This window comes from Parabacteroides sp. KHUB-02 (assembly GCF_056640955.1).
The window spans coordinates 3904696-3928342 of sequence record NZ_JBWQEV010000001.1; the positions used below are offsets into that span (position 1 = coordinate 3904696).

Here is a 23647-nt window from a genome sequence, read left to right on the forward strand (position 1 = left end):
ATTAAAGATGTGCTATGAACTCTCTACAAAATCCATTGAACGCTAACTATCCGCAAGATGTTACCCAAAAACCGGGCGAGAATGCGGTTTTCATTGTCTATGCTCTAAAAGATCTCCCCGACACGATTGATAAGGTAAAGGATGTGTGCGCTAATTTCTCCGCTTTGATACGTAGTATGCGCAATCGCTATCCTGATATGCAATTCAGTTGTACGATAGGATTCGGGGCGGATGCTTGGAAACGTTTCTTTCCGGAGCAAGGAAACCCCAAAGAATTGCAACCGTTTGAAGAGATCAAAGGAGTTAAGCTTACGGCTGTTTCTACCCCCGGGGATTTACTATTCCACATCCGCTGTAAGCAGATGGGACTGTGCTTTGAGTTCGCCTCCATTATAGACCAGAAACTGCGAGGTGTCGTGGAATCGATCGATGAGACCCACGGTTTTCGGTATAGAGACGGTAAGGCGATTATCGGTTTCGTGGACGGTACGGAGAATCCTGCCGTGGATGAAGACCCCTATCGTTTCGCGGTAATAGGCGATGAGGACCCCGAGTTTATGGGCGGAAGTTATGTATTTGTGCAAAAATACATTCATGATATGGTGGCATGGAATGCGCTTCCAGTGGAAGAGCAAGAGAAAGTCATCGGTCGCCGTAAATTCAACGATGTTGAGCTATCAGATGAGGAAAAACCGAAGAACGCCCATAACGCCGTGACGAACATCGGAGACGATCTGAAAATAGTCCGTGCTAACATGCCATTCGCCCATACCTCCAAAGGTGAATACGGTACCTATTTTATCGCCTATGCCAGCACGTTCAGCACCACCCGACGAATGCTGGAGAATATGTTCGTCGGTGATCCTGTAGGCAATACGGATCGTCTGCTGGACTTCAGCACGCCGATAACGGGAACTCTTTTCTTCGTTCCGTCGTATGAGTTGCTTGATAAGTTAGGGGAATAATTATTTATCCATCCTTAACTGTCTAGTTAACAGACTTCCGCAGTGCCAATCATTTTCCATATCGTGGCACGGCTGTGCCATCAGCGTGGCATAGCTGTGCCTTCCTTATGGCAATGGTGTGCCATTGAGATGGCACAGTCGTGCCATTATGATGTGCTTATCTTTTAATGAAAGGCTTGTTGACTGATAAGATTGGAGTTACGGATAACAGAAGTAAACCTCCTATTATCAATACTTTAAATATCCATAGCGGTTATATAGTGTTGGGAGTGTAGACGCGTGTTGTATGTCGTTTGCGGATTTCAACCCGGATTTATGAAGTTAACTTACTTGGTCATTTAAGTTAGCTTACTTTGCCAATGAAGTTAACTTACTTTGCCGTTGAAGCTAACTTACATTTGAAATGTTAGTTAACTGGTAACTTTCTACCTAAAAAAGCCATTTGGCAATGTACCTAATCTTTTTTGCGCTATAAAAGTATTTTGTTTGTGTTTTTTAGTATCTTTGCCAGATGTTTAAGGATAAAACGATGTTTCCCATATAGTTAAATACTGTGCTTTTTGATGAGATTAGAAGATCTAAATGAATATTATGATAATCTCTGCGATACTTTTGACCGTGGAGAGATGGATTTTGTTATGAACCATGACCGTGCTCATAATGCTGTTATTGAATGCTTTATACTTAATAAATCAAATGTGATTAATATGTATTGTGGCGAAATGTCTGTTTTCCGTGAGGGATTCTACAATCATATCAATCAAGATAGTAATTATGATCTCAAGGAAGGAGAGACTGCATTAGGAGATGAGATCAAGAAAAAGGTTATTAAGTCTTTGAGAGAGTTCATAAACCGTCCCAATGTATCCTTGAATATTTATTTTGAAAGGTTTGATCGTAAGTTCTTGAGAGATTTAATCGATCTTCGTGTTTTTAGTGATGGAGTAAGTTCCGAGAAGATACGTCTTTTTAAATTGGAAGATAATTTATTCTTGAAAAGCGATATGGCGCATGTCTCATATACGGATACCAACATTGTTAGAATGGAAAGAAATCCGCAGACGCACGAAGCTACATGTGCGATAAATCCACCTGAAGAGATTTTGAGCAAGGTAAAAGCTACTTTTAAGTCGATGTCGTTGGTAGGTGAGGAGATCAAGTTGAATTAGTAGAAGGTTGGTATGCTGTTTCTTGGAGGAAGCCAGACATTTATTGGTATATTGGCATCATTGATTGTATTATGTGTCATTTTGGACAAAAGTAATTTTATACATAGTATTCTTGATGAGATAGGAAAACGTATTGATGAAGAGATCAAATCTTTGGATAAAGCAGTGGGGTTCGATGTGATCAACGATGTGCCGGCAAACTCTGATTATAAACTATTGCAGCGCTATATAAATGAATTGCGTGTAGAGGCGAAAACAAGACCAGAATGCAAGCAGTTGCTAATTAGTGCTATGGCTATGGATATGAAACTTCAAGCTACGTTCGATCAACTTAAATCCGGATATTCCTCTAAATTCTTGAAGCCAGCTCATGACTTGATAGAGAAAATTCAAAGGTCAAAAGAACAGGTTATAGCTCCGTTATATGCGCTTTTGTTCTGCTTAACAGTTTTTATTTGTGATGAGATTGTTGTGGGAGTTGCGGGAACGAGCGATTTTGTTGTTTCCTTTTTGACTATCTTTGTGGTTTTCTCGGGTATTTTCTGGTTGATGATGTGGAAGATTTTCTTTAGAGATATACGGATAGAGACTGAAGAAGGTTCTTCTCAAAAAACGAAAGTGTTTGTTTCTAGGTGGATAAGGTGGAAATGGATGTGTTTCGCATTTCCTATGTTTTATGCGACTTGTTTGTTCTTGTCAACTTTTATCCCTATTATCTGGGCTAAATGTTTAATATCATTCACTATAGGAATACCTATATGTGTAATGGCATGGTTAAAAGCTAAGAGCCATTATGAGTTTGGCTTCTATACTTATGAATATGTTTTCAAACACTTTGGGGGATTGTTTCTTATATCATTTCTTTTTGCTGTGGTAACGACCGGTGGGTGTGCGCTATCAGATGATGTATCTTCTGTTTGTTTTACCTATGAGGATTTTGTTGCGCTTAAAATCACTGTGATTTTGTTTGTCTTGATCAGCGGTCTGTTGTTCCCGTTTCTTATGCCTTATTATGGTTTTAAGCGTGTCTTGAACATTGTAAAAGATGAGGTGAAAAGCAGCAAACAATCTATGGAAAGAGAGCTTAGTAGTATAAAGGAAGAGTTAAAAGAGTTTTGTAAGGTCATTCCGTAGACTTTAGGGTAGTAGTCTTCGTACTGTTTAATGGATTGCCATCTTGATTTTTTTCTTAATAATCAATTATAATTAAAGAATATATCATATATTTGCCTAGCTAGTAATTAAGACAGAAAAGCAAAAGGTAAAAGCGTAGGTTTTTATCTACTTATTCTTTCTTTGTTGGTAGTAAAACAATGATAAAATAGAAAACGTATGGATTATTATAGACTAAAATATTTTTAAATACGTATATTTGCGACAATAAAAGGCTTTTAAGTTAGAAGCCTTGTGTTGCGTGCGATATTTGTGCGAGTTGACAGAATCCGCTAAATTTTTCAACTTTAGAGAAGCGCAAAGAAGGCCCCGCAACCCTTTACCGAATATACGTGTTATCTATGCTGTTAAAGTATGGATAAGATTATTGTATATAGATAAAGGGGGCGTGCGGCTGACTTTACTCTAATGTGGGTTTTTAGCGGAACCTTTGTCAACGTAATGTTCAGCCAATCGCCCTTTCTTTATTTTATAATGAAAGGCCAGCTCTTCAATATAACGCCAAATAACGCCCTTTTTAAAGATAAATAGTATAAGTTTTACTTTAATCAAATAGTTATGCCTGAGTTTATTACTATTGAAGAAGCCGCTCGTATCACCGGCTTTCCATCTGAAGAAATCCAGCAATGGGCGATATCTAAAAAAATAGCATCTTACGTCGTGAAGCAAGGTGTTCGCCTAGTCGATCTGACCAATTTGCGTGAATTCATTTCCCATATCGAGCGTATGGGAATACAAAAGCTATACCTGCAACTTATCATCCAAGACAAGGAAGAAGAGATAAACGAGATCATCTCCCAATTCGATGATTACCTTTTCTGCCTGCGATCCCTTAAAAACATCTCTCCCCTACTTAAACTCATTATCGCCGAACTATCAACATTCATACACGACAAGAAAGACCGACTTATCTTTACGGAAATAACTTCCGGAGCCAAGATAGAAGACGTAGCCAAACGTTGTGGTATATCCTACGACGGAATCTGTCGCCGATATAAGGTCATATCGCTCCGCTTGCAAGAAAACATGGGCTTCCTGACCGAATACAAGAAAACAATCACGAACCAAGACCTTGAGATAGAACGTCTGTGGATAGAGAACAGGAACATGGAATACGAATTGAGAAGATTATATAAAAAGGCGCTCCAAAACGGTCTATGTATCGAATCTCCCCGATCACTTACCCCCGTTCCCTTAAATGCCGCGAAACGGATATGCCAACCCATTACCCGTCTCACCTTAGCGCCCTATATCCGTAAATGCCTTACAACCTTGAAAATAGAAACCATAGAAGATATTCTACGTTACGCCCTCAAAAACGGACTCGACTCTTTATTAGACCTTCCCGGCTTTGGCGCTCTTGGTTTGGCCCAACTGAAATTCCAACTCGAAAAGCATAAGATAATCGATAAAACCGGGCATTCCGACCTTTATCAATATATCATTTGCGAAGCGGATAATTAGTGAGGACATTCTTTGTCCTCAAGTAGAATTTAACTAGATTTCAAGGATACTCATACTGTATTTACATTTTTTTGTATATTTGCGATATGTAATGATGTTTGTTTATATTTGAATCTTCACTTGTAACCTTGTTCTAGGTTCTGATGAAACTACGTCTTTTATCTAATGTAAGTCCCTAAATAACAATCATCTATATCTATTTTTATTTAGATCTATACTGCTATTGGTTATTCTACCATTTAGTTACTCACTGATTTTCTATCTCTTATCACCTTTATCCTCTATTCAAATCAACGTAGTTTCATCAGAACTAAAGTATATGAACTGCGAATAAGCAGAATGGAGATAAGTTGGTATGGCGGGGATATATAATATATATGTGATATGAAAATGGATGGAAATTTGCTTATAGATCTGAAGAATGGAGATGAAAAGGCTTTTGAAACTCTATTTTGGGAATATAATCAGCATGTATATCATTTTGTTTATTCGTTGCTATATGATAAATCTATGGCGGTGGATTTGACCCAAAACGTTTTTCTTAAAATCTGGGAGAAGCATGAGACTATAGATCCGGAACAAAACTTTGATGCCTATCTATTCACCATAGCCCGTAACTTGGTTTATAAAGAGACAGAAAACCGGTTACTCTCTGAAAAACTGACGGAAAGCCTACAACGACAGCTATCAGATGTCGATTCGCTTATGGAAGAACGAATCGACGCAGAGTCTTTACGGGAATATATTAATAGCTTGATAGAAGAATTACCGCCATCACGTCGGGAGATATTCCGTTTGAGCCGTCATGAACATTTATCATATAGAGAAATAGCGGAACGCCTCTCTATCTCAGAAAAGACTGTGGAGACACAGTTGAGTAGGGCTTTGCGTTTTTTGCGAGATCGACTTTCTTCTGATGGCTTTCTTTGCCTTATAACACTCTTTTTATAGTTAATAAGCATTAAATATCTTGTGGTTTGTAGGGGTAGATAGTTTTTATCGGATATACGTATTATATTATATGATGAACAAACGTATATACATTTACATAAAATGAAACCTTTAGATCTAATCATATTACTATTAACAATTTTCCTATCAGCTTGTCAAGATAAGCAAAAGGAAATAATAACATTGTTGGTTAAAGAATGGCAGGGTAAGCAGATTCTATTTCCGGAAAATATGGTCTTTACCAGATTTGCATCTGATACAACTAATTTCGTAATCCCGACTTCGGATTACAAAGTCTTGGTTTTTGTAGACTCAATTGGTTGTACGAGTTGTAAATTGCAATTATCCCGTTGGAAAGAATTTATCCGATATACAGATTCTATCAGTCAGAAGAATATCCCTTTCTTATTTTTTTTTCAGTTTGATGATCAGTGGGAGATACATTCTTTATTAATAAGAGAGAATTTTGACAAGCCGATTTGCTTGGATCGATCAGACAGTCTAAATCAGCTCAATCATTTTCCAAAAGATATTCGGTTTCAAGTATTTTTATTAGACAAGAATAATAAAGTGGTAGTGATAGGTAATCCTGTCCATAACCCGAACGTAAAAGAATTATATTTGGAAGAAATAAGTAGGAAACAACCTGTTGCACCAATTCAGACAACCGTAAAAGTGGAAAAGGAATCACTCTTACTAGAAACTATTCCTTTAGGGAAGAGTAAAGACACTTTGTTTACGCTTGTCAATACAGGAGACCAACCTTTAGTTATTATAGATGTAACTACCACTTGTGGATGTGCTCAAACTTTGTTTGATAAACATCCAGTTCAGCCCGGTGAATCTCTTCATATTAAAGTGGGAGTGACACCTGAAAATAAGGGACTCTTTGATGAGACAATCACGGTAAAATGTAATACAAATCAATTAATTAAACTCAATATACGGGGAAATACGATTTGATAAAGTCAAATTATAAAAGGGAAACTTGCCTGATATATTAGAAGCTATCACAGCAAGTTATTCGCTCCAAAATATTATCAGAAAGGAGGTGATGCGAAAGTCTAAAATTTATTTAAATGTAAAAAAAGATACAGAGGATATCTTATTCTAACTAAAGAGGATTAGGCAAAATATAAAGATCTTATAAATAATTATATTATGAGCGTTATGAAGAAATTAAGAATTATTCTTATTGTTATTGTTTTCTGTTTGGTGATGATTAATATTCTAAAAAATAATATTGATCCTTCTTTGTCTGGATTAGCGTTAAGCAATATAGAAGCTCTTGCGGGTGAAGAATGTACTACTCATTGGAGTTGCTGGTTGAACTTAGATACAAGAGCTTGTTGTAATAGTGGGTCTATCGGTTGTGCTCCATGTGATTAATTTTATGGTTCTATAACGTTTTTGTAGTGAAATATGTAATAAAATAACTTTGTTTTTATCTATATAATTCGTTGTAGAACCTAATTATTACGATTGAAACTTATCTCAAATACTTATAAAATGAAAAGATATTATTTACTAATAATATTATCAAGCTTAATTGCTCTTTTGTCTTGTGAAAAAATAAATTATATGTATTACTTGGAAAAGGATAGTAATATGACATTTGATTTGAATTATGATGTAGAACCATATATTAAAGCTCTATTTCCTTATACAGATAAAGATGGACATCAATATATTAGTTTTCAAAATGGTTTCAAAAATCAGATTGTTTTTTATGATATACAGACAAAAGAAATGGCCTTCAAAATAGATCTTGATATAGAGGGAGATAATGGAGTTGGTTTTTTCTTAGGGTATTATATTGACAGTCTAGATAGTATTTATCTGACGAGTTTACAGCTCCCGGAAATATATAGTGTAAATAAAGAGGGGAAAATAAATAAAAAAATTTATTATGGAAAATCAAAAGATGGAAATGTTTTAAACGCATGTAACTCTTTGTCGTTTAGTTATCACCCTATACTTAAATTTAATAATAATCTTTTTGTATTGTCGGAGTGTAATCGATGGAAATATCCCAACCCTGTATCTGCAATGATTGATCTAAATACAGGGAATGTACAAGAACTTCCATTTGAATATCCCCGATTTAGTGGTGCAGATAATAAAAAAAAGAATGCTGGTGTAGAATTGTATTTTAGTAGATGTTTTAATGGTGATAAATTTATCTATTCTTTTTTCTATGAAGAAGATATATTTATAACTTCTATAGATCACAATATTGTTGAAAGAGTGAATGTAAAAAGTAATTATATTGATAGGGTTGTGATGCCGAATGATTATAATGGAACATTAAAATCTATGTGTGAAAATCCAAATTATGGTAACTTATTATATGATAAATACCGTGATGTGTATTATAGAGTTTGCTATTTGAAAACAGAGATAGATAATAGAGAAAACTATATGGAATTGTGGGATTTTGGAAGAAAGATATTTTCTATTATAATTCTAGATAAAAACTTTAATATAATAGGTGAGACTGTTTTTCCTGAATATACATATAATCCAAATCTGATGTATATTGATGAAAAAGGATTGTATATTTCTGAAAATCATTATAAAAATCCAAATTATGATGATGATAAACTGATATTTAGACTATTTAGGCTATGTAAAAGCAAAGAGAAGTATAATGATTCAGCTGTTTGAAAAGAATAATATGAAGAAATATATATTAATTATAATTTTTATTTTTATACACTTTGCCTCTTGTCAACAGAACGAAATAGATCCCAAAGAGTACTTTCTACAAGTCGTTAATATAAAAGCAAATCAACTCAATGCGGATACTTATAAGTTAAGTTCGTTTGGGAGGATGATGCTATTTGAGAGTGAGAAATGTCTAATCAAAGAGAATTATTTAGGTGATTCTCTTTTGGATAAAATATATTATACAAAAGACAGTATTCTATCTTTTTCCCAAACAGGAGAAGGCCCAGATGAAAACATCATACCTCGTTTGATGCAAAAGAAAGATAAATCAAATGTGATTATATTGGATATACAAAAGAAACAAATTATAACCAAAAGTTTATCTAAAAGTATTTCTTCTATTGTGAATTTGGAATATATGTTTCTCTCTGCTATTCAAACAAAGCATGGGTATGTCGTTTCTGGACTCCTTGATAAAGAGGAAACAAATACTAAGAGATATGCTTTGTTTGATTGTGCAGGTAAATATGTGAAGTCTTTTGGCGATTTTCCAAATGATGGGAACGATAGTAGAGGTAAAAGTAAAACATTTGCCTATCAAGGCTATATGGTTTATAATTCAGTATTAGATAGATTGGCTACGGTTGCGGCCTCTGGCGCTATCTTTGAACTATATCAGATAGATACGATTCCAATGCTCATAAAACGTTATCACGATATTTATCCTATATACATTGATGATAGTAGATCTGGCAGGAACGGCATAAAGCATGGCAAAGAGAATGTAATCGGTTATACGGATATATATGCGACTGATCGTTATATTTATACTTTATATTCAGGGAAAAAGTTGAATCAGCATACTAATACAAGAATGTTAGATACTATGTTAAGTAATGACATTTTAGTATATGATTGGAGTGGAAAATGTATTTGTCGATTAGTTACTGATATAAAACTATTCAATATTTGTGTGACAAACGATGATAAAGAACTAATAGCCTTGGGCTGGGATGATGATTATCATCTGTATTCTTTTGATCTATCAAAGGTTACATTTACATGGTAGTAAAAAAGCATTTTAGCTATGATAGTAAGATACTTTTTTTTCTTTATTATTTTAACTTTTTATGCTTGTTCTTCGAATGAAAATGTTCTATTGGAATTAGCGTTGGATAACTCCGGAGAAAATAGATCGGAGTTAGAAGCTGTTCTAGATCATTATAAGGATAATCAGAAGAAACAGGAAGCTGCCCGCTTTCTAATAAGTAATATGATAGGGAAGCAAGTATTAGATAGTAACTCGGTGAAAGGAAACCATGTGTATTTCGATGCTTTCGCTAATTATAGAGAGACATACGGTTCCTTTTTATATGATATCCAATACGCTATATATGATAGTATAAACAAATTGTATTCTTATACAAAAGTAAATCCTCGCTTTTTATCTGATTTGAAAGAATTGTCTTCTGATTATCTTATACATCATATAGATCAGTGTTTTCAAAATAAAGAGCGATATCCTTGGTGTAAGAATATGGACTGGGATATTTTCTTTGATTATGTACTCCCTTACACTACAGATAATTGTCATTGGGAACATGCTGGGAGTTATTTTGATCGAAAATATGCTTCACTACGAGATTCTATGTATATGTGTTCGTATGAAGAAATTGGTAAAGCTATATCGGATGAGGTAGAGCAGGGCTTTCTCAATGAATGGATAATCTTTACCGGTAAATATCAAGGATTGCGCCCTATGACTTTCCAAAATATAGTAGCCACTCAAATGGGAACTTGTTTAGAAAAGTCTACATATAAAATTGCTGCATTGAGGGCGAATGGTATACCTGCTGCATTAAATATGGTTCCCTGTTGGGGAAATTCACAATATCCTCATTCATGGGTCGAGATTATAGGGAGTAAGCAATTCGGCATGATATATGATAATACACAAAGACCTTTCCTTACTAAGGATGACATTAAGATAGACGGGATGTTTTGGAGAGATGTCTATCAATCTAAAATTGATATGTTTCCGTCGACTATTACTATTCAATATTGTAGGACTGCTCCTAAAGTCTATAGGTATAACTATCGGATACAACCCCACTCGCTCGCTATCTTGTCTAAAGAAGAAATACCTCCTTTATTCAAAAATCCGGGGATTCAAGATATCACGGACCAGTATGTCGTATGCGAAGATATAGAGGTACCACTTTGGAATGAGAAACATCCCAAAGAATATGTCTATTTATGTTGCTATGATATTATTGGTTGGAATCCAGTGTGTTGGGGGCGACCGGAAGGTTCCAAGGTACGTTTTCCTAAAATGGGGGTTAACATGCTCTATCTTCCCGCTTATTATAATGATGGAGAGATACGACCTGCTGGAGATGCGTTTATTCTGACTCGTGAAGGTAAATTACGTAAGTTATTACCAGATTTTGAAAAAGCGGAAAGTTCTGCTACATTCTATTCAAAAGTTCCATATAGAATGAATACGGCGCTTCAAGCCGCAGGAACGATAGGAACCCGCTTTTATGTTTGTAACAAGAAAGATCTTTCGGATCGTTCTTTGATATATTCTATTGAAAATCCTCCCTTTTATGTGGATAGTTTCCGTATATCTGTTTCCCAAAAATATCGTTATTTGATCTGTGATTTTCAAGAAACACAGCCATTGGGCTATTTTTACGCTATAGCGGAAATAAAAGTATTTGGAGGCGATGGCCAGCAGTTTTCCGGAGAGTGGGGTGGAAATGAAGGGACTAAAGGACATGGTCTCGATTTGGTGACAGATCAGGACCGAGTGTCTTATTATCAACCAGATCAATTTCAAAAAGATCAATTTGTTGTTCTAGATCTAGGCGAACCTAAACAGATAGCGAAGGTGGAATTTTATCCGAGGAATGATGATAATAAGATCGTAACGGGAGAATTATATGAACTCTTCTATTGGGACAAAAAGTGGATATCATTAGGTAAACAGTATGCCGAAGACAATAAATTAATTTATCAAAATATTCCACGGGAATCTATTTTTCGTATTCATAACCATACACGAGGAAAAGAACATCGCCCGTTTACTTATGAAGGCGGAAAACAAGTGTGGTATTAATTTGTGTTAAATCAAGGCTTTCTTGATTTTTCCGTGTAAGGGTAAAGTTCTTTTTCGGGATATACTTATTACACGATGAGAAAAATGCATACACATATCGAATTATTGGATCGCTTCATGAGTGGTAAGACTTCACCGGAAGAAGAGCGAACTCTTTTGGCGTGGTTTAGAGATCCCGATCATAAGGAAGAGATCATGGCTTTTTATAAGTCTAGATGGGAAGAATCTTCCGGGAAAAAGCTTCCTCCTAAGCTACAAGGACAGATGTTTTGTGAGATTAAAAAGCGGATGAGACAAGAGAAAAAAACTCTGGAGATAAAGAAGAAACCGCATACCTTATGGAAGTGGCTTTCTTATGCGGCGGTGGCTTTAATATGTATAGGCCTTGGAATTGGCTCCCATTGGTATAATATGAGACAGGTCCCACCACCTGATCCATTGGATTATGTGGTGTTGGCAGATAATGGGCAACGTGCTAGCGTGGTTCTTCCTGATGGGACGAAAGTATGGTTAAATTCGCATACTAAACTTAATTATAAGAGTGATTATGGCGTGAAAGAAAGATCAGTTTCTTTATCTGGTGAGGCTTATTTTGAAGTTTCGAAAGATACATTGCGCCGTTTCTTGGTAAATGCGGGGGATATGGAAGTCGAGGCGCTAGGCACAGCTTTTAATGTGAAGGCGTATGAGGAAGATGACGAGGTGGTTACGACCTTGTTTGAAGGCAGTGTACGAACAGCGGTTGGAAAAGAGTTTGTGATTCTGTCTCCGGATGAGAGTGCGGTTTTTAATAAGTCTAGTCATATATTATCTGTTAATCACCCGACAAATGCTTCTTATGCCCGTCTTTGGCGTACGAATGAACTGGCCTTCTCTGGCGAGTCGTTGGAGGAGATCGTGGTATTGTTGAATCGAATGTATAATGTTGAAGTTCGTTTTTTGTCCAATAAGATTAAAGGCTACAGTTTCTCGGGGGTGATCCGGAATAATAGTCTGGATAATGTATTTGAAATAATAAGCCTTACGGCTCCGATTACGTATGTGTCGGTAGGTGATACTATTTATTTAAATGAGAAATAGAAAGTTGAGTGTTAACCTAATAAAGAAGAAGCCTATGAGATGAGCTAGATGATTGTAGTAAAAAAAGAAGAAAGGCAAGGCCCTTCTTCCTCTTAAGCAAAATCACTTGTATATAATATCTTCAAGGAAATAACTAGCCGGTTATAAATAAGATAGAATATGTAAATGATTTGCTTGTAAAGTTACCTGTTTAAAATCTATGTATTATTAAAAAATTTTTAAAAATGAGTAATTTCAAGCACTCTTTTTTCCGGACACTTTTGTATGCCCAATTATTGTCGGGCTTTTCCGGAGTTGCGATTGCCGCCCAGATATCGTTGTCGGTAAAGGATAGACCGATGCGGGAGGTTATTAAAGAATTAGAGGAAACGACTGAATATCGTTTTTTCTATAATGATGGGATCAAAGGTCTGAATTCTCCGATCTCTGTTGACGTGGAAGATGCGGATATTAATGCTGTAATGGATGCGATAGCAAAGCAAGCGAATGTGGCTTATGTATTGAAATCGGGTCATCAGATCGTTTTATCATCGGTAAAAACTGTTCAGCAACAAGGTAATAAGAAAGTTACCGGTACGATTACAGACCCGAAAGGGGAACCAATCATCGGGGCGAATGTGGTCGTGAAAGGATCTACCAATGGTACCATCACGGATATAGATGGTCATTTCTCTATTGAGGTAACTCCGAATGCGATACTTCAGGTTTCTTATATTGGTTATGTGGCTCAAGATGTTCCGGTAGGCAATAAAGATAATTTGGTTATATCTATTCATGAGGACACGCAGAAGCTGGATGAGGTAGTCGTGGTGGGTTATGGTTCCCAGAAAAAAGTGAATTTGACTGGTGCGGTAGAGCAAGTGACTAGTGATGTATTCGAGGGGCGTCCTACGGCTAACGCTACTCAGATGTTAGAAGGAGTTGTCCCGAACTTGAATATTTCCTTGTCTGATGGTAAACCGGGGCGTACGGCGGATTTTAACGTACGTGGTGCCGGTTCTATCAATGGGGGTAGTGCTTTGGTGTTGATTGATGGTGTGGAAGGAGACCCTTCTATGTTAAATCCGAATGATATTGAGAGTATTTCCGTATTGAAGGATGCTGCCGCTTCCGCTATTTATGGCGCACGTGCTCCATTTGGCGTGGTTTTGATCACGACGAAGAACGCTACGGAAGGTAAGCCGAAGGTGACATGGTCTTCTAGCTATTCATTACAATCACCACAGAATGTGCCGGATGTAGTTTCCGATGGTTATATTTGGGCAAAGCATTTTTATGACGCTTATTTTAATTACAATCAAGCGAATCCTTCTGGTATCAACAAGACACAGCAATTTTCCGTGGCTTGGCTGGACGAGTATAAGCGCCGTCATGAGACGGGCGATTTCGGGACGGTGATCTCTGATGGCTCTATCGGTACAAAAGGCCGTTATGTATATTATCCGGAAGGAACCGACTATTATGATCTGATGTATAAGAAGAGTGTCTTTGCGCAGAATCAAAATCTTTCCATCTCGGGTTCCGACGGGAAGTTTGATTATTATTTGTCAGGACGTTTCTATAGTTACGATGGACTTTTCGATAGCGATGAGCAAACGGATAAGTTCAAGACCTATAATATGCGCTTCAAAGGAGGTTATCAGTTGACTCCTTGGTTGAAGATCAACAATAACTTTGAGTTTTCCCATAATAAATACTACAATCCGATTACCTATTCGGAAGGTTCTGGTGTGGTATGGAGAAATATCGCGGACGAGGGACACCCGTCATCGCCACTGTTCAACCCTGATGGTACGATGACTTATTCTGCCGTCTATACCGTAGGCGATTTGCTTTATGGACGTAGCGGTATTACGACAAAGAACTCCAACTTGAAGAATACTACGACATTCAATGCGAAGTTCTTGGGTGACCGTTTGCGTGTGAATGGTGATTTTACTTATCAACAGAAGACGCAAGAGAAGACTAAGAAACAGGTGCGTTCGCCATATGCGCGGTCGGCCGATGCGAATGGCGAAAGTAAGATCGAATATATCACGGGTACTTACTCCAACTTGGCGGAGACAACTGATCATACGAACTATCTAGCAACGAACCTTTTTGCGGAGTTTGAGGAAACCTTTGCCGAGAAACATTATTTTAAGGCTATGGCTGGATGGAATTACGAGAAATCTAGCTTCAAACGTATCTATGCTTATAATGATGACCTGTTGACGGATGACGTGGACAACATGAATCTGGTGATGGGTACTGATAACCGGAGCATTACCTCACAATGGAAGGCTTATCAGTTTGGTGGCGCTTTCTTCCGTTTGAATTATGCCTTTGACGATCGCTACCTATTGGAGGTAAACGGACGTTACGATGGTTCCTCCCGCTTCCCGAGTGATGAGCGTTGGGCTTTCTTCCCCTCGGCTTCCGTGGGTTGGCGAATCTCGCAAGAACCTTGGTGGAATGTTAAGTCCGAACATATCTCTAACGCTAAGGTCCGGTTTTCTTGGGGCTCTTTGGGCAATGCGGCCGGATTGAGTAATTATCAGTATATCCAGACATTGGGTATCAGCAAGTCTGATTATATTCTTGACGGTTTGCGGCAGAATTATATGTCATCTCCGGCGGCTCTTCCCGGCAACTTGACGTGGGAAACCGCCACGACGTATGATATCGGAGTGGATTTGGGATTCTTCGACAATCGTTTGACCGTGAGCGGAGATTATTATATCCGTAAAACAACCGACATGATCGTGAATGGCCCGACCGTACCGGATGTGTTCGGTGCTTCCTCGCCGAAAGGTAATTATGCGGATATGTCTACCTATGGTTATGAGTTGTCTTTGGAATGGAAAGATGGATTTGATTTAGCTGGTAAGCGGTTTAATTATAGTATCAAGGGAACATTGGCGGATTACTATTCAGTGATCGACAAGTTTAATAACGCGAATATGTCATTGAGCGAGTACGCAAATCAGTCGCTCGACAAGAATTATTACGAGGGAATGCGTATCGGTGAGATTTGGGGGTTTGTATCCAATGGCTTGTGGCAGGATCAAGCTGGCATCGATGCGGCTGAGGCCGCTGCGAAAGCTGCGGGGCAATCCTATTATAACCCACTTATGCAAACATCGAAAACCTATAAGTTGTATCCGGGCGATATTAAGTTCGAAGACTTGAATGGCAACGGCTATATTGACCGCGGACAGAATACGGTAGATGATCCGGGCGACCGTAAGATCATTGGTAACGAGGAGCCTCGTTATATTTATAGTTTTACGCTCTCTGCCGATTGGAACAATATCTGGGTAAGTGCTTTCTTCCAAGGGGTGGGTAAGCAAGATTGGTATCCGTCTAATGAAGCCTCTACGTTCTGGGGGCAGTACAATCGTCCGTATAACCAGATGCCCTCTTGGCATGTGGACAACTATTGGACTCCAGAGAATCCGGATGCTTTCTTGCCTCGTTACACGGGTTACTATGCGCCTTTCTATGGAGGTCATAAGAACGCCAACACGCGCTATTTGATGAATGCGGCCTATCTACGCTTGAAGAACATACAGGTTGGCTATAATTTGCCATCAGAATGGATTAAGAAGTTGCATTTGACAAATGTAGGAATTTATCTTTCCGGGGAAAATCTCTTTACATGGTCTCCGCTTTACAAGTATTCCAAGGATGTCAATGTATCGAATATCGGTGAATCGGATAAGGACTTGACTTCCAGCAACAGTGGTGATGGATATAATTACCCGATGATGAAGTCGTTCAGCATCGGCCTGAATGTTACATTTTAAAGAATAGGAGATTATACGAAATGAAAAAGAATATATTATTAAGCGGTCTGGTGGCACTTTTGGCTATATTTTCGGGGTGCGAGATGAATGAGGAACCAAAGTCGGAGGCTTCTGTGGATATGGTGTTTAGCTCCGAGAATGGTTTGAAGACGTATACGTACTCATTTTACAATGTCTTGCCTTCCCGAGGAAGCGCTTTCCGGCGTGATGCTACGGCAGATTATGGGGTGAAAAATTCCTTGGGTGGTATGGAGGTTGGCGCTTATACTACGAATAGCGCGACGAGTTGGTCATGGTCCGCTCTTCGTAATATAAATTTCTTTTTGGAGAATAACGTGAATGAGTCACTAAGCACGACTATCCGTGACAATTATAATGGTATCGCACGCTTGTTCCGTGCTCGCTTCTATTTTGATAAATTGGTACAATATGGCGAGGTACCTTGGATTGATAAGGTATTTAACGAGGCTGAAGACCCGGATCTTTATAACCCGCGTGATACACGTGATGTGATTATCGGGCATATCTTGGAGGATTTGGATTATGCGTATACGAATATATTGGAAGAGGATGTCACGCATAATTCAACGATCGTAAATAAATGGACAGCTGCCGCTTTCAAATCTCGTGTTTGCTTGTTTGAGGCTGCTTGGCGTAAATACCATGCCGCTGACCAATTGGATATCGCTCGTACGGGATGTACGGAATATTCGGCCAAAGATTTATATAAACTAGCGGCTGAGGCGGCTAAGGAAGTTATGGATAACGGACCGTACAAACTTTATACTTCAGGTGCTTATAGCGATGGCCGTGGAGCGTATCGCGAACTTTTCATTGCCGATAAGGCCGTTACCACGGAGGTAATGATGGCTATCGAGACTGACAAGGTGTTAGGACTGGGTGAGCAGAATTGGTGGTATAATTCCTCTACTTACGGACCACACTTATGCATGAGCCGTAAATTTATGCTGTCATACTTGAATGCGGATGGTACGCCTTATGTCGAGAAAAAAGCGGATGGAAGCTATAAGAATTTCGTGGAGGAGACAACAGGACGTGATACCCGCTTGAACCAGACGATCCGGGGAGCGGATTATACCCGTAAGAATGCTTCTGGTGTTTATGAGCCGACGGCAGCTAATTTCACGGGACATACATTGACGGGATATCAGTTTACGAAGTTTGCCATGGATGACGTGGCTTACGATGATGCGGCTACGAATGATAATGACATTCCTATCATGCGCTATGCTGAGGTTTTGTTGAACTATGCTGAGGCTAAGGCTGAATTAGGCGAACTGACTGATGCGGATTGGGCGGCTACGATAGGTGCGCTTCGTTCTCGTGCGGGAATTACGGGAGGCACACCACAGACAGGTACATTGACAACCCGTCCGTCATCTGCGGAACCTTATATCGCTTCTTATTACCCGACGATCTCTGATCCTTCCTTGTTGGAGATCCGTCGCGAACGTGGTATTGAACTTTGTCTGGAAGGCTTGCGCCTAAATGATTTGAAACGTTGGAATTGTTGCGATCTTTGGGTGAACGATCCTTGGGAAGGTATCTTTATCCCGTCACTTAACCAACCGCTGGATGTGAATGGCGATGGTAATTATGACGCCTATTTCTATGATACGGACAAAATCGCTGATGAGAAATATGCTGCGATTGGTGTCTATGTAGGTACAAATAAGAGTAATGTGCTAAACGTGAAGCCGGTTCAAGGTGGTTATTTGATGGAGTATAATTATGCTGGACGGAGCTGGCCGACTCGTCAGTACTTGTATCCGATACCGGAGGTTGTAATCCAGTTCAATACGAATCTAAGCCAGAATCCGGGTTGGTAATCAAGGGGGTATCATGAGAAACTTAATTATAGTGTTTATCTCTTTATTTACTTTCTGCATAGGGATATCCGGACAACAGAAGTGTAAACTGAACGTGGGTAGTTTTAATCTGCGGTATGATAATGAGGGGGATAAGGATGATTCATGGGCACACCGCAAAGACATGGCGGTATCTTTGGTTCATTTCCATGACTTTGATGTCTTTGGAATCCAGGAAGGACTGATTCACCAAGTGAAGGATTTGGTGAAAGATGGTACGTATACGTTTGTTGGTGTAGGTCGGGATGACGGAAAAGAGGCAGGGGAACATGCCGCGGTCTTATTTAAGAAAGATCGGTTTAAATTATTGGACTCGGGAAATTACTGGTTGTCGGAGACACAGGATAAGCCTTCTTTTGGCTGGGATGCGCAATGCCGGAGGGTTTGTTCTTGGGCGAAGTTGAAGGATAAGGTTTCGGGAAAGGAATTTTATTTCTTTAGTGTGCATTTCGATCATATCGGTAAAGTGGCCCGTCATGAGTCTGCTTTGATTATGTTGGCTAATATTAAAAAGATAGCGGGGGATTCCCCTGCTATCTGTGTAGGTGATTTCAATGGTACGCCGGATTCTGAGCCTATACAAATATTGAAATCCGATGGTTTACTGTTGGATTCACGGGAAATCTCAAAAACACCACCCTATGGAACGGTAGGAACGACAAATCAATTTAATTTGAATGCTCCGATGAAGAATCGAATTGACTACATTTTCGTTACCAAGAATATTCACGTGAATAAATATGGTACGTTGAATGAGTTCCAATACGGTCATTACCCTTCAGACCATTTCCCGATTATGATTGAGGCTGAATTTTGAGTTTAAGGATTAGGATGTTAAAAATAATTATAAAGGTATGAAGAAGCTAATTTATTCTTTCTTATTTCTCCTTTGCTCCGTGTTTGCGTTGCAGGCGGAGTCTATGGTAGTTGCCACTTATAATTTGCGTAACGCGAATGCGGGTGACTCGACGAATGGTAATGGCTGGGGGCAACGGTATCCGTATATCGCCCAGTTGATTCAGTTTCACGGTTTTGATATTTTCGGAACTCAAGAAGGCAAGTACCAGCAATTGCAAGACCTTAAAAATGCGATGCCCGGTTATGATTATATCGGGGTAGGGCGTGATGATGGTAAACAAGCCGGGGAACACTCTGCCATATTTTATCGTAAGGAGAAGTTTGAGGTACTGGATCATGGGGACTTTTGGTTGTCTACGATAACCGATCGCCCCAATAAGGGATGGGATGCCGTTCTTCCCCGTATTTGCACATGGGGTAAATTTCGGGATAAACAAACCGGCTTTACTTTCTTGTTCTTTAACTTACATATGGATCATATTGGCGTACAGGCCCGTGCGGAAAGCGCGAAACTTATCCTTAAGAAGTTGAAAGAATTTCCGGAGAAGCTACCGGCGATTCTGACAGGTGATTTTAATGTGGATCAACATAATGAATCCTACTTATTACTGGACAATTCCGGTATTATGCGGGATTCTTATCAGATAGCGGATTTCCGGTATGTACCCAACGGCACGTTTAATGCCTTCCATGCGGATCGCAAAACAGACAGTCGTATCGATCATTTATTCCTTACGAAAGAGTTTGATGTGAAAAAGTACGGAGTCTTGACGGATACGTATCGTTCGGAAGCAAAAGAAAGCGCTCAAAAGGAACAGGATGCGAACTTCCCTAAAGAAGTTTCCATGCAGAAGTATGTCGCTCGTACGCCATCTGATCATTTTCCTGTAATGGTTGTGGTAGAAGTAGAATAGAAAAACTTTAAGAAAAATAGAGGCGATCGCTAGAGGTCGCCTCCTATTCTGTAGAAATATTATAGAGGTTCTATTTACTCATTCTTTTTATAATAATTACCCATAAAAGAATTAATTGTATCAGAATAACAATTACCTGTTTCTTTGGATGTATGGGGTCTTGTTGGATCGATTCCTCCCTTAAACTGATCGAAATAAGTATATCTTATTTTCGTATAATCCGTAAATGCTTGTTCGGGAGAGGTATTAAAATGTCCATGCATAAAAAATTCCCAAGTATCGTCTACACCCGCATAATTCTTTTTGGCAAACCCTTCTATCGTTATATAATCCGAATTGTCTTGGGAGATAATGGTAGCGTAATGATGAGCGGTACTATCTTTCACTGTAAAATTCAACATGCTAGATTTACTTTGACTTTCGTATCGGCCAAACAGAGAGGCAACCATATCGCACCCTCTGGGCATTTTAACCTCTTCAGAGTGGGTTTGTTCGTAAAGAAATGCCTCTCTGGTACATAGACCTAAGGTATCAATTGAGATACGACTCTTTATTTGTCGTAATTTCGATATAAGGGAATCTATATTATTTACAATCGGACCATACATCTCGTGGACATCATCCCTTTCACTATTATTATCAAAGACGGTAGGTATATAGGAAGAGGGCGACAAGGCTACTTCCAGATCAGACTTCAATGTGGTTAAATTTTCGATCAAGGTATCATAACTTCCAGTTACAGGCTTTTTACCTCTTTCTGGGTAGAGCCAAGAGGAAAGTTTAATGTGAATTTCTTTATACATTTCATAGACAGAAGTAAATTGACTCTGTTCGGCCGGCCATTTAAATTGCAACTGAACAAAGAACTTCCTTAAATTCTCACTGCTTTTTCTTATCTCGTTCACCTCTTGATAGAGCGAATTAAATTCTTCATTATATCCACCTGTAACATCATTAAGATTTGAAAAACTTGAAATTAACTTTTTACTCGAAAAATCATGTTCCTTTTTCCATTTCGGTTCTACCCGGATATACTCTTTTGTACGGTATGTTGAATTGAGTCTTGTAAATTGTCTTTTTTCCTTTGGCACAAACTCAATCATAGCACCTTCCTTTTGCATAATAGTATTAAAATCTAATACATACAATTCGTGATTTGGATATTCCAAGCCGCAAATAGCTTGGCCGGAATTGGAAATATTATAAATTTTCCCACCTTCCGTGAAGGTAGCATATCGTTGAATGGGTACAAAATTATTGACTGATGGTATTTTTAGCTCGTCTTTTATTTTAGTTCCTGGACTGTTATTATTTATTTGACATTGAATAGCCTTCCTCTCAAGCAACTTATCATGAGAAGACTGTAATATTTCACACAAAGATGCTTGCTTGGAATTACCAACATGACCAACAAGGGTATGCGGTGTTCTCTGTTTTCTTTCAGAATATGTTTTCATGACAACTTAGATTTTAAACTATTCGTAGATAAAATCGGAGATTGCGTTCTGTTTTTTTCCAAAAATAATAATTTTGCAGGAAAATAAATATTAAAATAACCAATCGAATAATAATTTTTCTACATTTGCGTTACAGGAGATTTGAGGAAAGACACGATTGATCCCTTGTAAAATATATTTCTGAGATCTATTACAACTGAGTCTCGGCAAGACTATGGTTTTGTTGATAAACCGTAAATCACTCAACCATATATATTTATAATCTATTCCTCCTTTTTATGAAATCTCAGATCTATCAACTAAGCATCTTTTTAAACCTCGATTACAAACTGATTCTGTTCGCTTTATATCTTCGTTCTTCTTTTTGTTAGCCATAGTCTTGCCGAAACTCATTTACCTGTAAAGACGATTGCGAATATTCATGATAATAAAGATTGTATGCAGGAAATTCATGCCGATAAGGTTTTAATGATAGCGATCGGAAATAATGATTATATCAGTTATAATAAACTGTTTGATCGTTATTACGGGCGTCTTTGTCAGTATGTGTATAGTCTATTGATGGATAGAAATGATGCGGAGGATGTTGTTCAAGAGCTTTTCTTGAATTTATGGAAAAATAGGGGGAGAATAGAGATAAAGGAAAATGTATCAGGATATTTATATCGGATGGCTAAACATCTGGCCTTGAACTTTATCCGATCAAAGGTGCAGACGGGAAGTTTATCAGAGAATCAAGACTTATTACTTCTATCCTATGAAGATAATCAACTGGAAACAGAAGAGTTTAGGATCGCTCTTTATGATTGTATAGACCATTTGCCGGATCGGAGCAGAGAAGTGTTACTTCTTCACAGGGTAAAAGGATTGAAGCAGAAAGAAATATCGGAGAAACTATCTATATCCGTGAAAACAATTAAAAATCTAATATGGATGTCTTTACAGAAGTTGAAGGAATGTCTGGAGATGAAGGAGGTATAAAATAATGAGAAAATTTTCAAGGTTCGTATAGGACCTTTTTTTATTTGTGGTGTCATTTAAATAAAGACTAGACTCATGGAGAAGAAAAAGCAAATAGGAGAACACATCGTTGACCATTTATCGGAGAGGATGAATGAAGAGATCGTGGATCCGGTTCTGGATGAATGGTTGGCTGAGGATGAGTCTAATCAAGAAGATTTTAAACGGTATAAAGAGATCTGGAAAGAAACAGGCTCTTATCTGGAGCAAGAAACTTTTAATGCTCAATACGCATGGGATAAGATCTATCGTATCAATAAGGAGAGAGATAATAAGCGGAAACGCTTGGTGAATATCGGATATATCATTTCAGGAGTGGCGGCTACTTTATTGCTTGTCCTCGGGTTTTCGAAAATGGGAGTATTTGATAAACAGCCGGAAATGCTGGTTCGAATGACCGCTGATTACGGAAGCCGATCGGAGGTGGTCTTGCCGGATGGTTCCGTTGTTAAGCTGAATTCTGGATCTGATATTACGTATTCTTATAACGCGAAGGAGAATATCAGGGAAGTGAATTTCCAAGGAGAGGGCTTCTTCGATGTCTCGAAGAACAAGATACCGTTCGTGATCAAGATGAGCAATGGATTACGCTTAAAGGTACATGGTACTTCTTTTAATTTGCAAGCGTATACGGATGAAAAAACAGTTGAAGCCTCGTTGGTGGAAGGCTGTATCGAGTTGGATCATGGGAATGATAAGTTGCTAATGAACGCCGGTGACATGGCGATTTTCGATAAGCAAACCAACAAGATGAGACCGACATCGGGCGTGTTATCTCATTCGTACAGTTGGCTGGAAGATAAACTCTATATGGATCATATGCCGCTAGCTTCCGTCTGTAAATATTTGGAGAGGAGGTACGATGTGACTATCCATCTTCAAAAGGATTTGGGGAATAGTATACATTACGATGGAGTCATACAGGAGGAAACCATAACGGATATATTGGGCGTACTATCCCGATTGAGTGATATAAGTTATAACGTGAAAGGAAAAAATATAAGTATAACCTCTAAATAAAGTCTGCCTATGAAGTAAAGAACAGGAATCGCATGAATACACATGAAAAAACGGGAAATGCTGGAACATTCCCCGTCATCTTTTTGATCATTAAAATTAGTGCTCGTA

General features: G+C 38.4%; 18 protein-coding genes. 17 read left to right on the forward strand and 1 reads right to left on the reverse strand.

The window, feature by feature from the left end; translation table 11 throughout:
• The first annotated feature begins 14 nt into the window (after positions 1 to 14).
• The 15 genes from ACYIA1_RS16775 (at position 15) to ACYIA1_RS16845 (ending at position 20042) form a co-directional block, all read left to right on the forward strand.
• Positions 15 to 965, forward strand: a complete 951-nt coding sequence (locus tag ACYIA1_RS16775) for a Dyp-type peroxidase (RefSeq protein WP_005860205.1) — start codon at positions 15 to 17, stop codon at positions 963 to 965.
• 563 nt (positions 966 to 1528) lie between these two features.
• Positions 1529 to 2134 (forward strand): hypothetical protein, encoded by a 606-nt coding sequence (locus ACYIA1_RS16780; RefSeq protein WP_480336005.1) that lies wholly within the window; start codon positions 1529 to 1531, stop codon positions 2132 to 2134.
• 12 nt (positions 2135 to 2146) lie between these two features.
• Positions 2147 to 3268, forward strand: coding sequence for a hypothetical protein (locus ACYIA1_RS16785; RefSeq protein WP_480336007.1), 1122 nt, complete (start codon positions 2147 to 2149; stop codon positions 3266 to 3268).
• 597 nt (positions 3269 to 3865) lie between these two features.
• Entirely contained in the window at positions 3866 to 4771 is a 906-nt protein-coding gene (locus tag ACYIA1_RS16790) for a transcriptional regulator (protein ID WP_008778999.1), read from the forward strand.
• Between the two features lie 384 nt (positions 4772 to 5155).
• Entirely contained in the window at positions 5156 to 5722 is a 567-nt protein-coding gene (locus ACYIA1_RS16795) for an RNA polymerase sigma factor (protein WP_057319840.1), read from the forward strand.
• A gap of 102 nt (positions 5723 to 5824) precedes the next feature.
• Positions 5825 to 6685 (forward strand): DUF1573 domain-containing protein, encoded by an 861-nt coding sequence (locus ACYIA1_RS16800; protein WP_057319839.1) that lies wholly within the window; start codon positions 5825 to 5827, stop codon positions 6683 to 6685.
• Between the two features lie 207 nt (positions 6686 to 6892).
• The gene (locus tag ACYIA1_RS16805; protein WP_157257407.1) at positions 6893 to 7111 is read left to right on the forward strand and encodes an NVEALA domain-containing protein; all 219 of its coding nucleotides are present in this window, start codon (positions 6893 to 6895) and stop codon (positions 7109 to 7111) included.
• 120 nt (positions 7112 to 7231) lie between these two features.
• A complete protein-coding gene (locus ACYIA1_RS16810) occupies positions 7232 to 8389 on the forward strand; it encodes a DUF4221 family protein (protein WP_083434090.1) in 1158 nt (385 codons plus the stop codon).
• Positions 8390 to 8399: 10 nt separating this feature from the next.
• Entirely contained in the window at positions 8400 to 9461 is a 1062-nt protein-coding gene (locus tag ACYIA1_RS16815) for a BF3164 family lipoprotein (RefSeq protein ID WP_480336010.1), read from the forward strand.
• Between the two features lie 18 nt (positions 9462 to 9479).
• A complete protein-coding gene (locus ACYIA1_RS16820; protein ID WP_005863552.1) occupies positions 9480 to 11513 on the forward strand; it encodes a transglutaminase domain-containing protein in 2034 nt (677 codons plus the stop codon).
• 75 nt (positions 11514 to 11588) lie between these two features.
• Complete coding sequence (locus ACYIA1_RS16825; RefSeq protein WP_008777720.1) at positions 11589 to 12593, forward strand: FecR family protein; 1005 nt, start codon at positions 11589 to 11591, stop codon at positions 12591 to 12593.
• 224 nt (positions 12594 to 12817) lie between these two features.
• Positions 12818 to 16381: a SusC/RagA family TonB-linked outer membrane protein gene (locus ACYIA1_RS16830; protein WP_005863548.1), complete on the forward strand. Its 3564-nt coding sequence runs from the start codon at positions 12818 to 12820 to the stop codon at positions 16379 to 16381.
• Between the two features lie 20 nt (positions 16382 to 16401).
• Positions 16402 to 18231, forward strand: a complete 1830-nt coding sequence (locus ACYIA1_RS16835; protein ID WP_005863546.1) for a RagB/SusD family nutrient uptake outer membrane protein — start codon at positions 16402 to 16404, stop codon at positions 18229 to 18231.
• A 13-nt stretch (positions 18232 to 18244) separates the two neighbouring features.
• The gene (locus ACYIA1_RS16840) at positions 18245 to 19087 is read left to right on the forward strand and encodes an endonuclease/exonuclease/phosphatase family protein (protein WP_005863544.1); all 843 of its coding nucleotides are present in this window, start codon (positions 18245 to 18247) and stop codon (positions 19085 to 19087) included.
• 37 nt (positions 19088 to 19124) lie between these two features.
• On the forward strand, positions 19125 to 20042 hold the full coding sequence (locus ACYIA1_RS16845; protein ID WP_005863542.1) for an endonuclease/exonuclease/phosphatase family protein: 918 nt from the start codon (positions 19125 to 19127) through the stop codon (positions 20040 to 20042).
• 74 nt (positions 20043 to 20116) lie between these two features.
• Here the strand turns inward: ACYIA1_RS16845 and ACYIA1_RS16850 are convergent, their stop codons facing one another.
• The gene (locus tag ACYIA1_RS16850) at positions 20117 to 21499 is read right to left on the reverse strand and encodes a restriction endonuclease (protein WP_480336014.1); all 1383 of its coding nucleotides are present in this window, start codon (positions 21497 to 21499) and stop codon (positions 20117 to 20119) included.
• A 438-nt stretch (positions 21500 to 21937) separates the two neighbouring features.
• On the opposite strand from ACYIA1_RS16850, the gene ACYIA1_RS16855 reads away from it, so the two are divergent.
• The gene (locus ACYIA1_RS16855) at positions 21938 to 22480 is read left to right on the forward strand and encodes an RNA polymerase sigma factor (RefSeq protein WP_005863538.1); all 543 of its coding nucleotides are present in this window, start codon (positions 21938 to 21940) and stop codon (positions 22478 to 22480) included.
• 75 nt (positions 22481 to 22555) lie between these two features.
• The gene (locus tag ACYIA1_RS16860; RefSeq protein ID WP_196008581.1) at positions 22556 to 23539 is read left to right on the forward strand and encodes a FecR family protein; all 984 of its coding nucleotides are present in this window, start codon (positions 22556 to 22558) and stop codon (positions 23537 to 23539) included.
• The last annotated feature ends 108 nt before the right edge of the window (positions 23540 to 23647 follow it).

Excerpts from the sequence above, each read along its gene's own strand:
- ACYIA1_RS16775 (WP_005860205.1), top strand. The coding sequence starts at position 15 with ATGAACTCTCTACAAAATCCATTGAACGCTAACTATCCGCAAGATGTT.
- ACYIA1_RS16780 (WP_480336005.1), top strand. The coding sequence starts at position 1,529 with ATGAGATTAGAAGATCTAAATGAATATTATGATAATCTCTGCGATACT.
- ACYIA1_RS16785 (WP_480336007.1), top strand. The coding sequence starts at position 2,147 with ATGCTGTTTCTTGGAGGAAGCCAGACATTTATTGGTATATTGGCATCA.
- ACYIA1_RS16790 (WP_008778999.1), top strand. The coding sequence starts at position 3,866 with ATGCCTGAGTTTATTACTATTGAAGAAGCCGCTCGTATCACCGGCTTT.
- ACYIA1_RS16795 (WP_057319840.1), top strand. The coding sequence starts at position 5,156 with ATGAAAATGGATGGAAATTTGCTTATAGATCTGAAGAATGGAGATGAA.
- ACYIA1_RS16800 (WP_057319839.1), top strand. The coding sequence starts at position 5,825 with ATGAAACCTTTAGATCTAATCATATTACTATTAACAATTTTCCTATCA.
- ACYIA1_RS16805 (WP_157257407.1), top strand. The coding sequence starts at position 6,893 with ATGAAGAAATTAAGAATTATTCTTATTGTTATTGTTTTCTGTTTGGTG.
- ACYIA1_RS16810 (WP_083434090.1), top strand. The coding sequence starts at position 7,232 with ATGAAAAGATATTATTTACTAATAATATTATCAAGCTTAATTGCTCTT.
- ACYIA1_RS16815 (WP_480336010.1), top strand. The coding sequence starts at position 8,400 with ATGAAGAAATATATATTAATTATAATTTTTATTTTTATACACTTTGCC.
- ACYIA1_RS16820 (WP_005863552.1), top strand. The coding sequence starts at position 9,480 with ATGATAGTAAGATACTTTTTTTTCTTTATTATTTTAACTTTTTATGCT.
- ACYIA1_RS16825 (WP_008777720.1), top strand. The coding sequence starts at position 11,589 with ATGAGAAAAATGCATACACATATCGAATTATTGGATCGCTTCATGAGT.
- ACYIA1_RS16830 (WP_005863548.1), top strand. The coding sequence starts at position 12,818 with ATGAGTAATTTCAAGCACTCTTTTTTCCGGACACTTTTGTATGCCCAA.
- ACYIA1_RS16835 (WP_005863546.1), top strand. The coding sequence starts at position 16,402 with ATGAAAAAGAATATATTATTAAGCGGTCTGGTGGCACTTTTGGCTATA.
- ACYIA1_RS16840 (WP_005863544.1), top strand. The coding sequence starts at position 18,245 with ATGAGAAACTTAATTATAGTGTTTATCTCTTTATTTACTTTCTGCATA.
- ACYIA1_RS16845 (WP_005863542.1), top strand. The coding sequence starts at position 19,125 with ATGAAGAAGCTAATTTATTCTTTCTTATTTCTCCTTTGCTCCGTGTTT.
- ACYIA1_RS16850 (WP_480336014.1), bottom strand. The coding sequence starts at position 21,499 with ATGAAAACATATTCTGAAAGAAAACAGAGAACACCGCATACCCTTGTT.
- ACYIA1_RS16855 (WP_005863538.1), top strand. The coding sequence starts at position 21,938 with ATGCAGGAAATTCATGCCGATAAGGTTTTAATGATAGCGATCGGAAAT.
- ACYIA1_RS16860 (WP_196008581.1), top strand. The coding sequence starts at position 22,556 with ATGGAGAAGAAAAAGCAAATAGGAGAACACATCGTTGACCATTTATCG.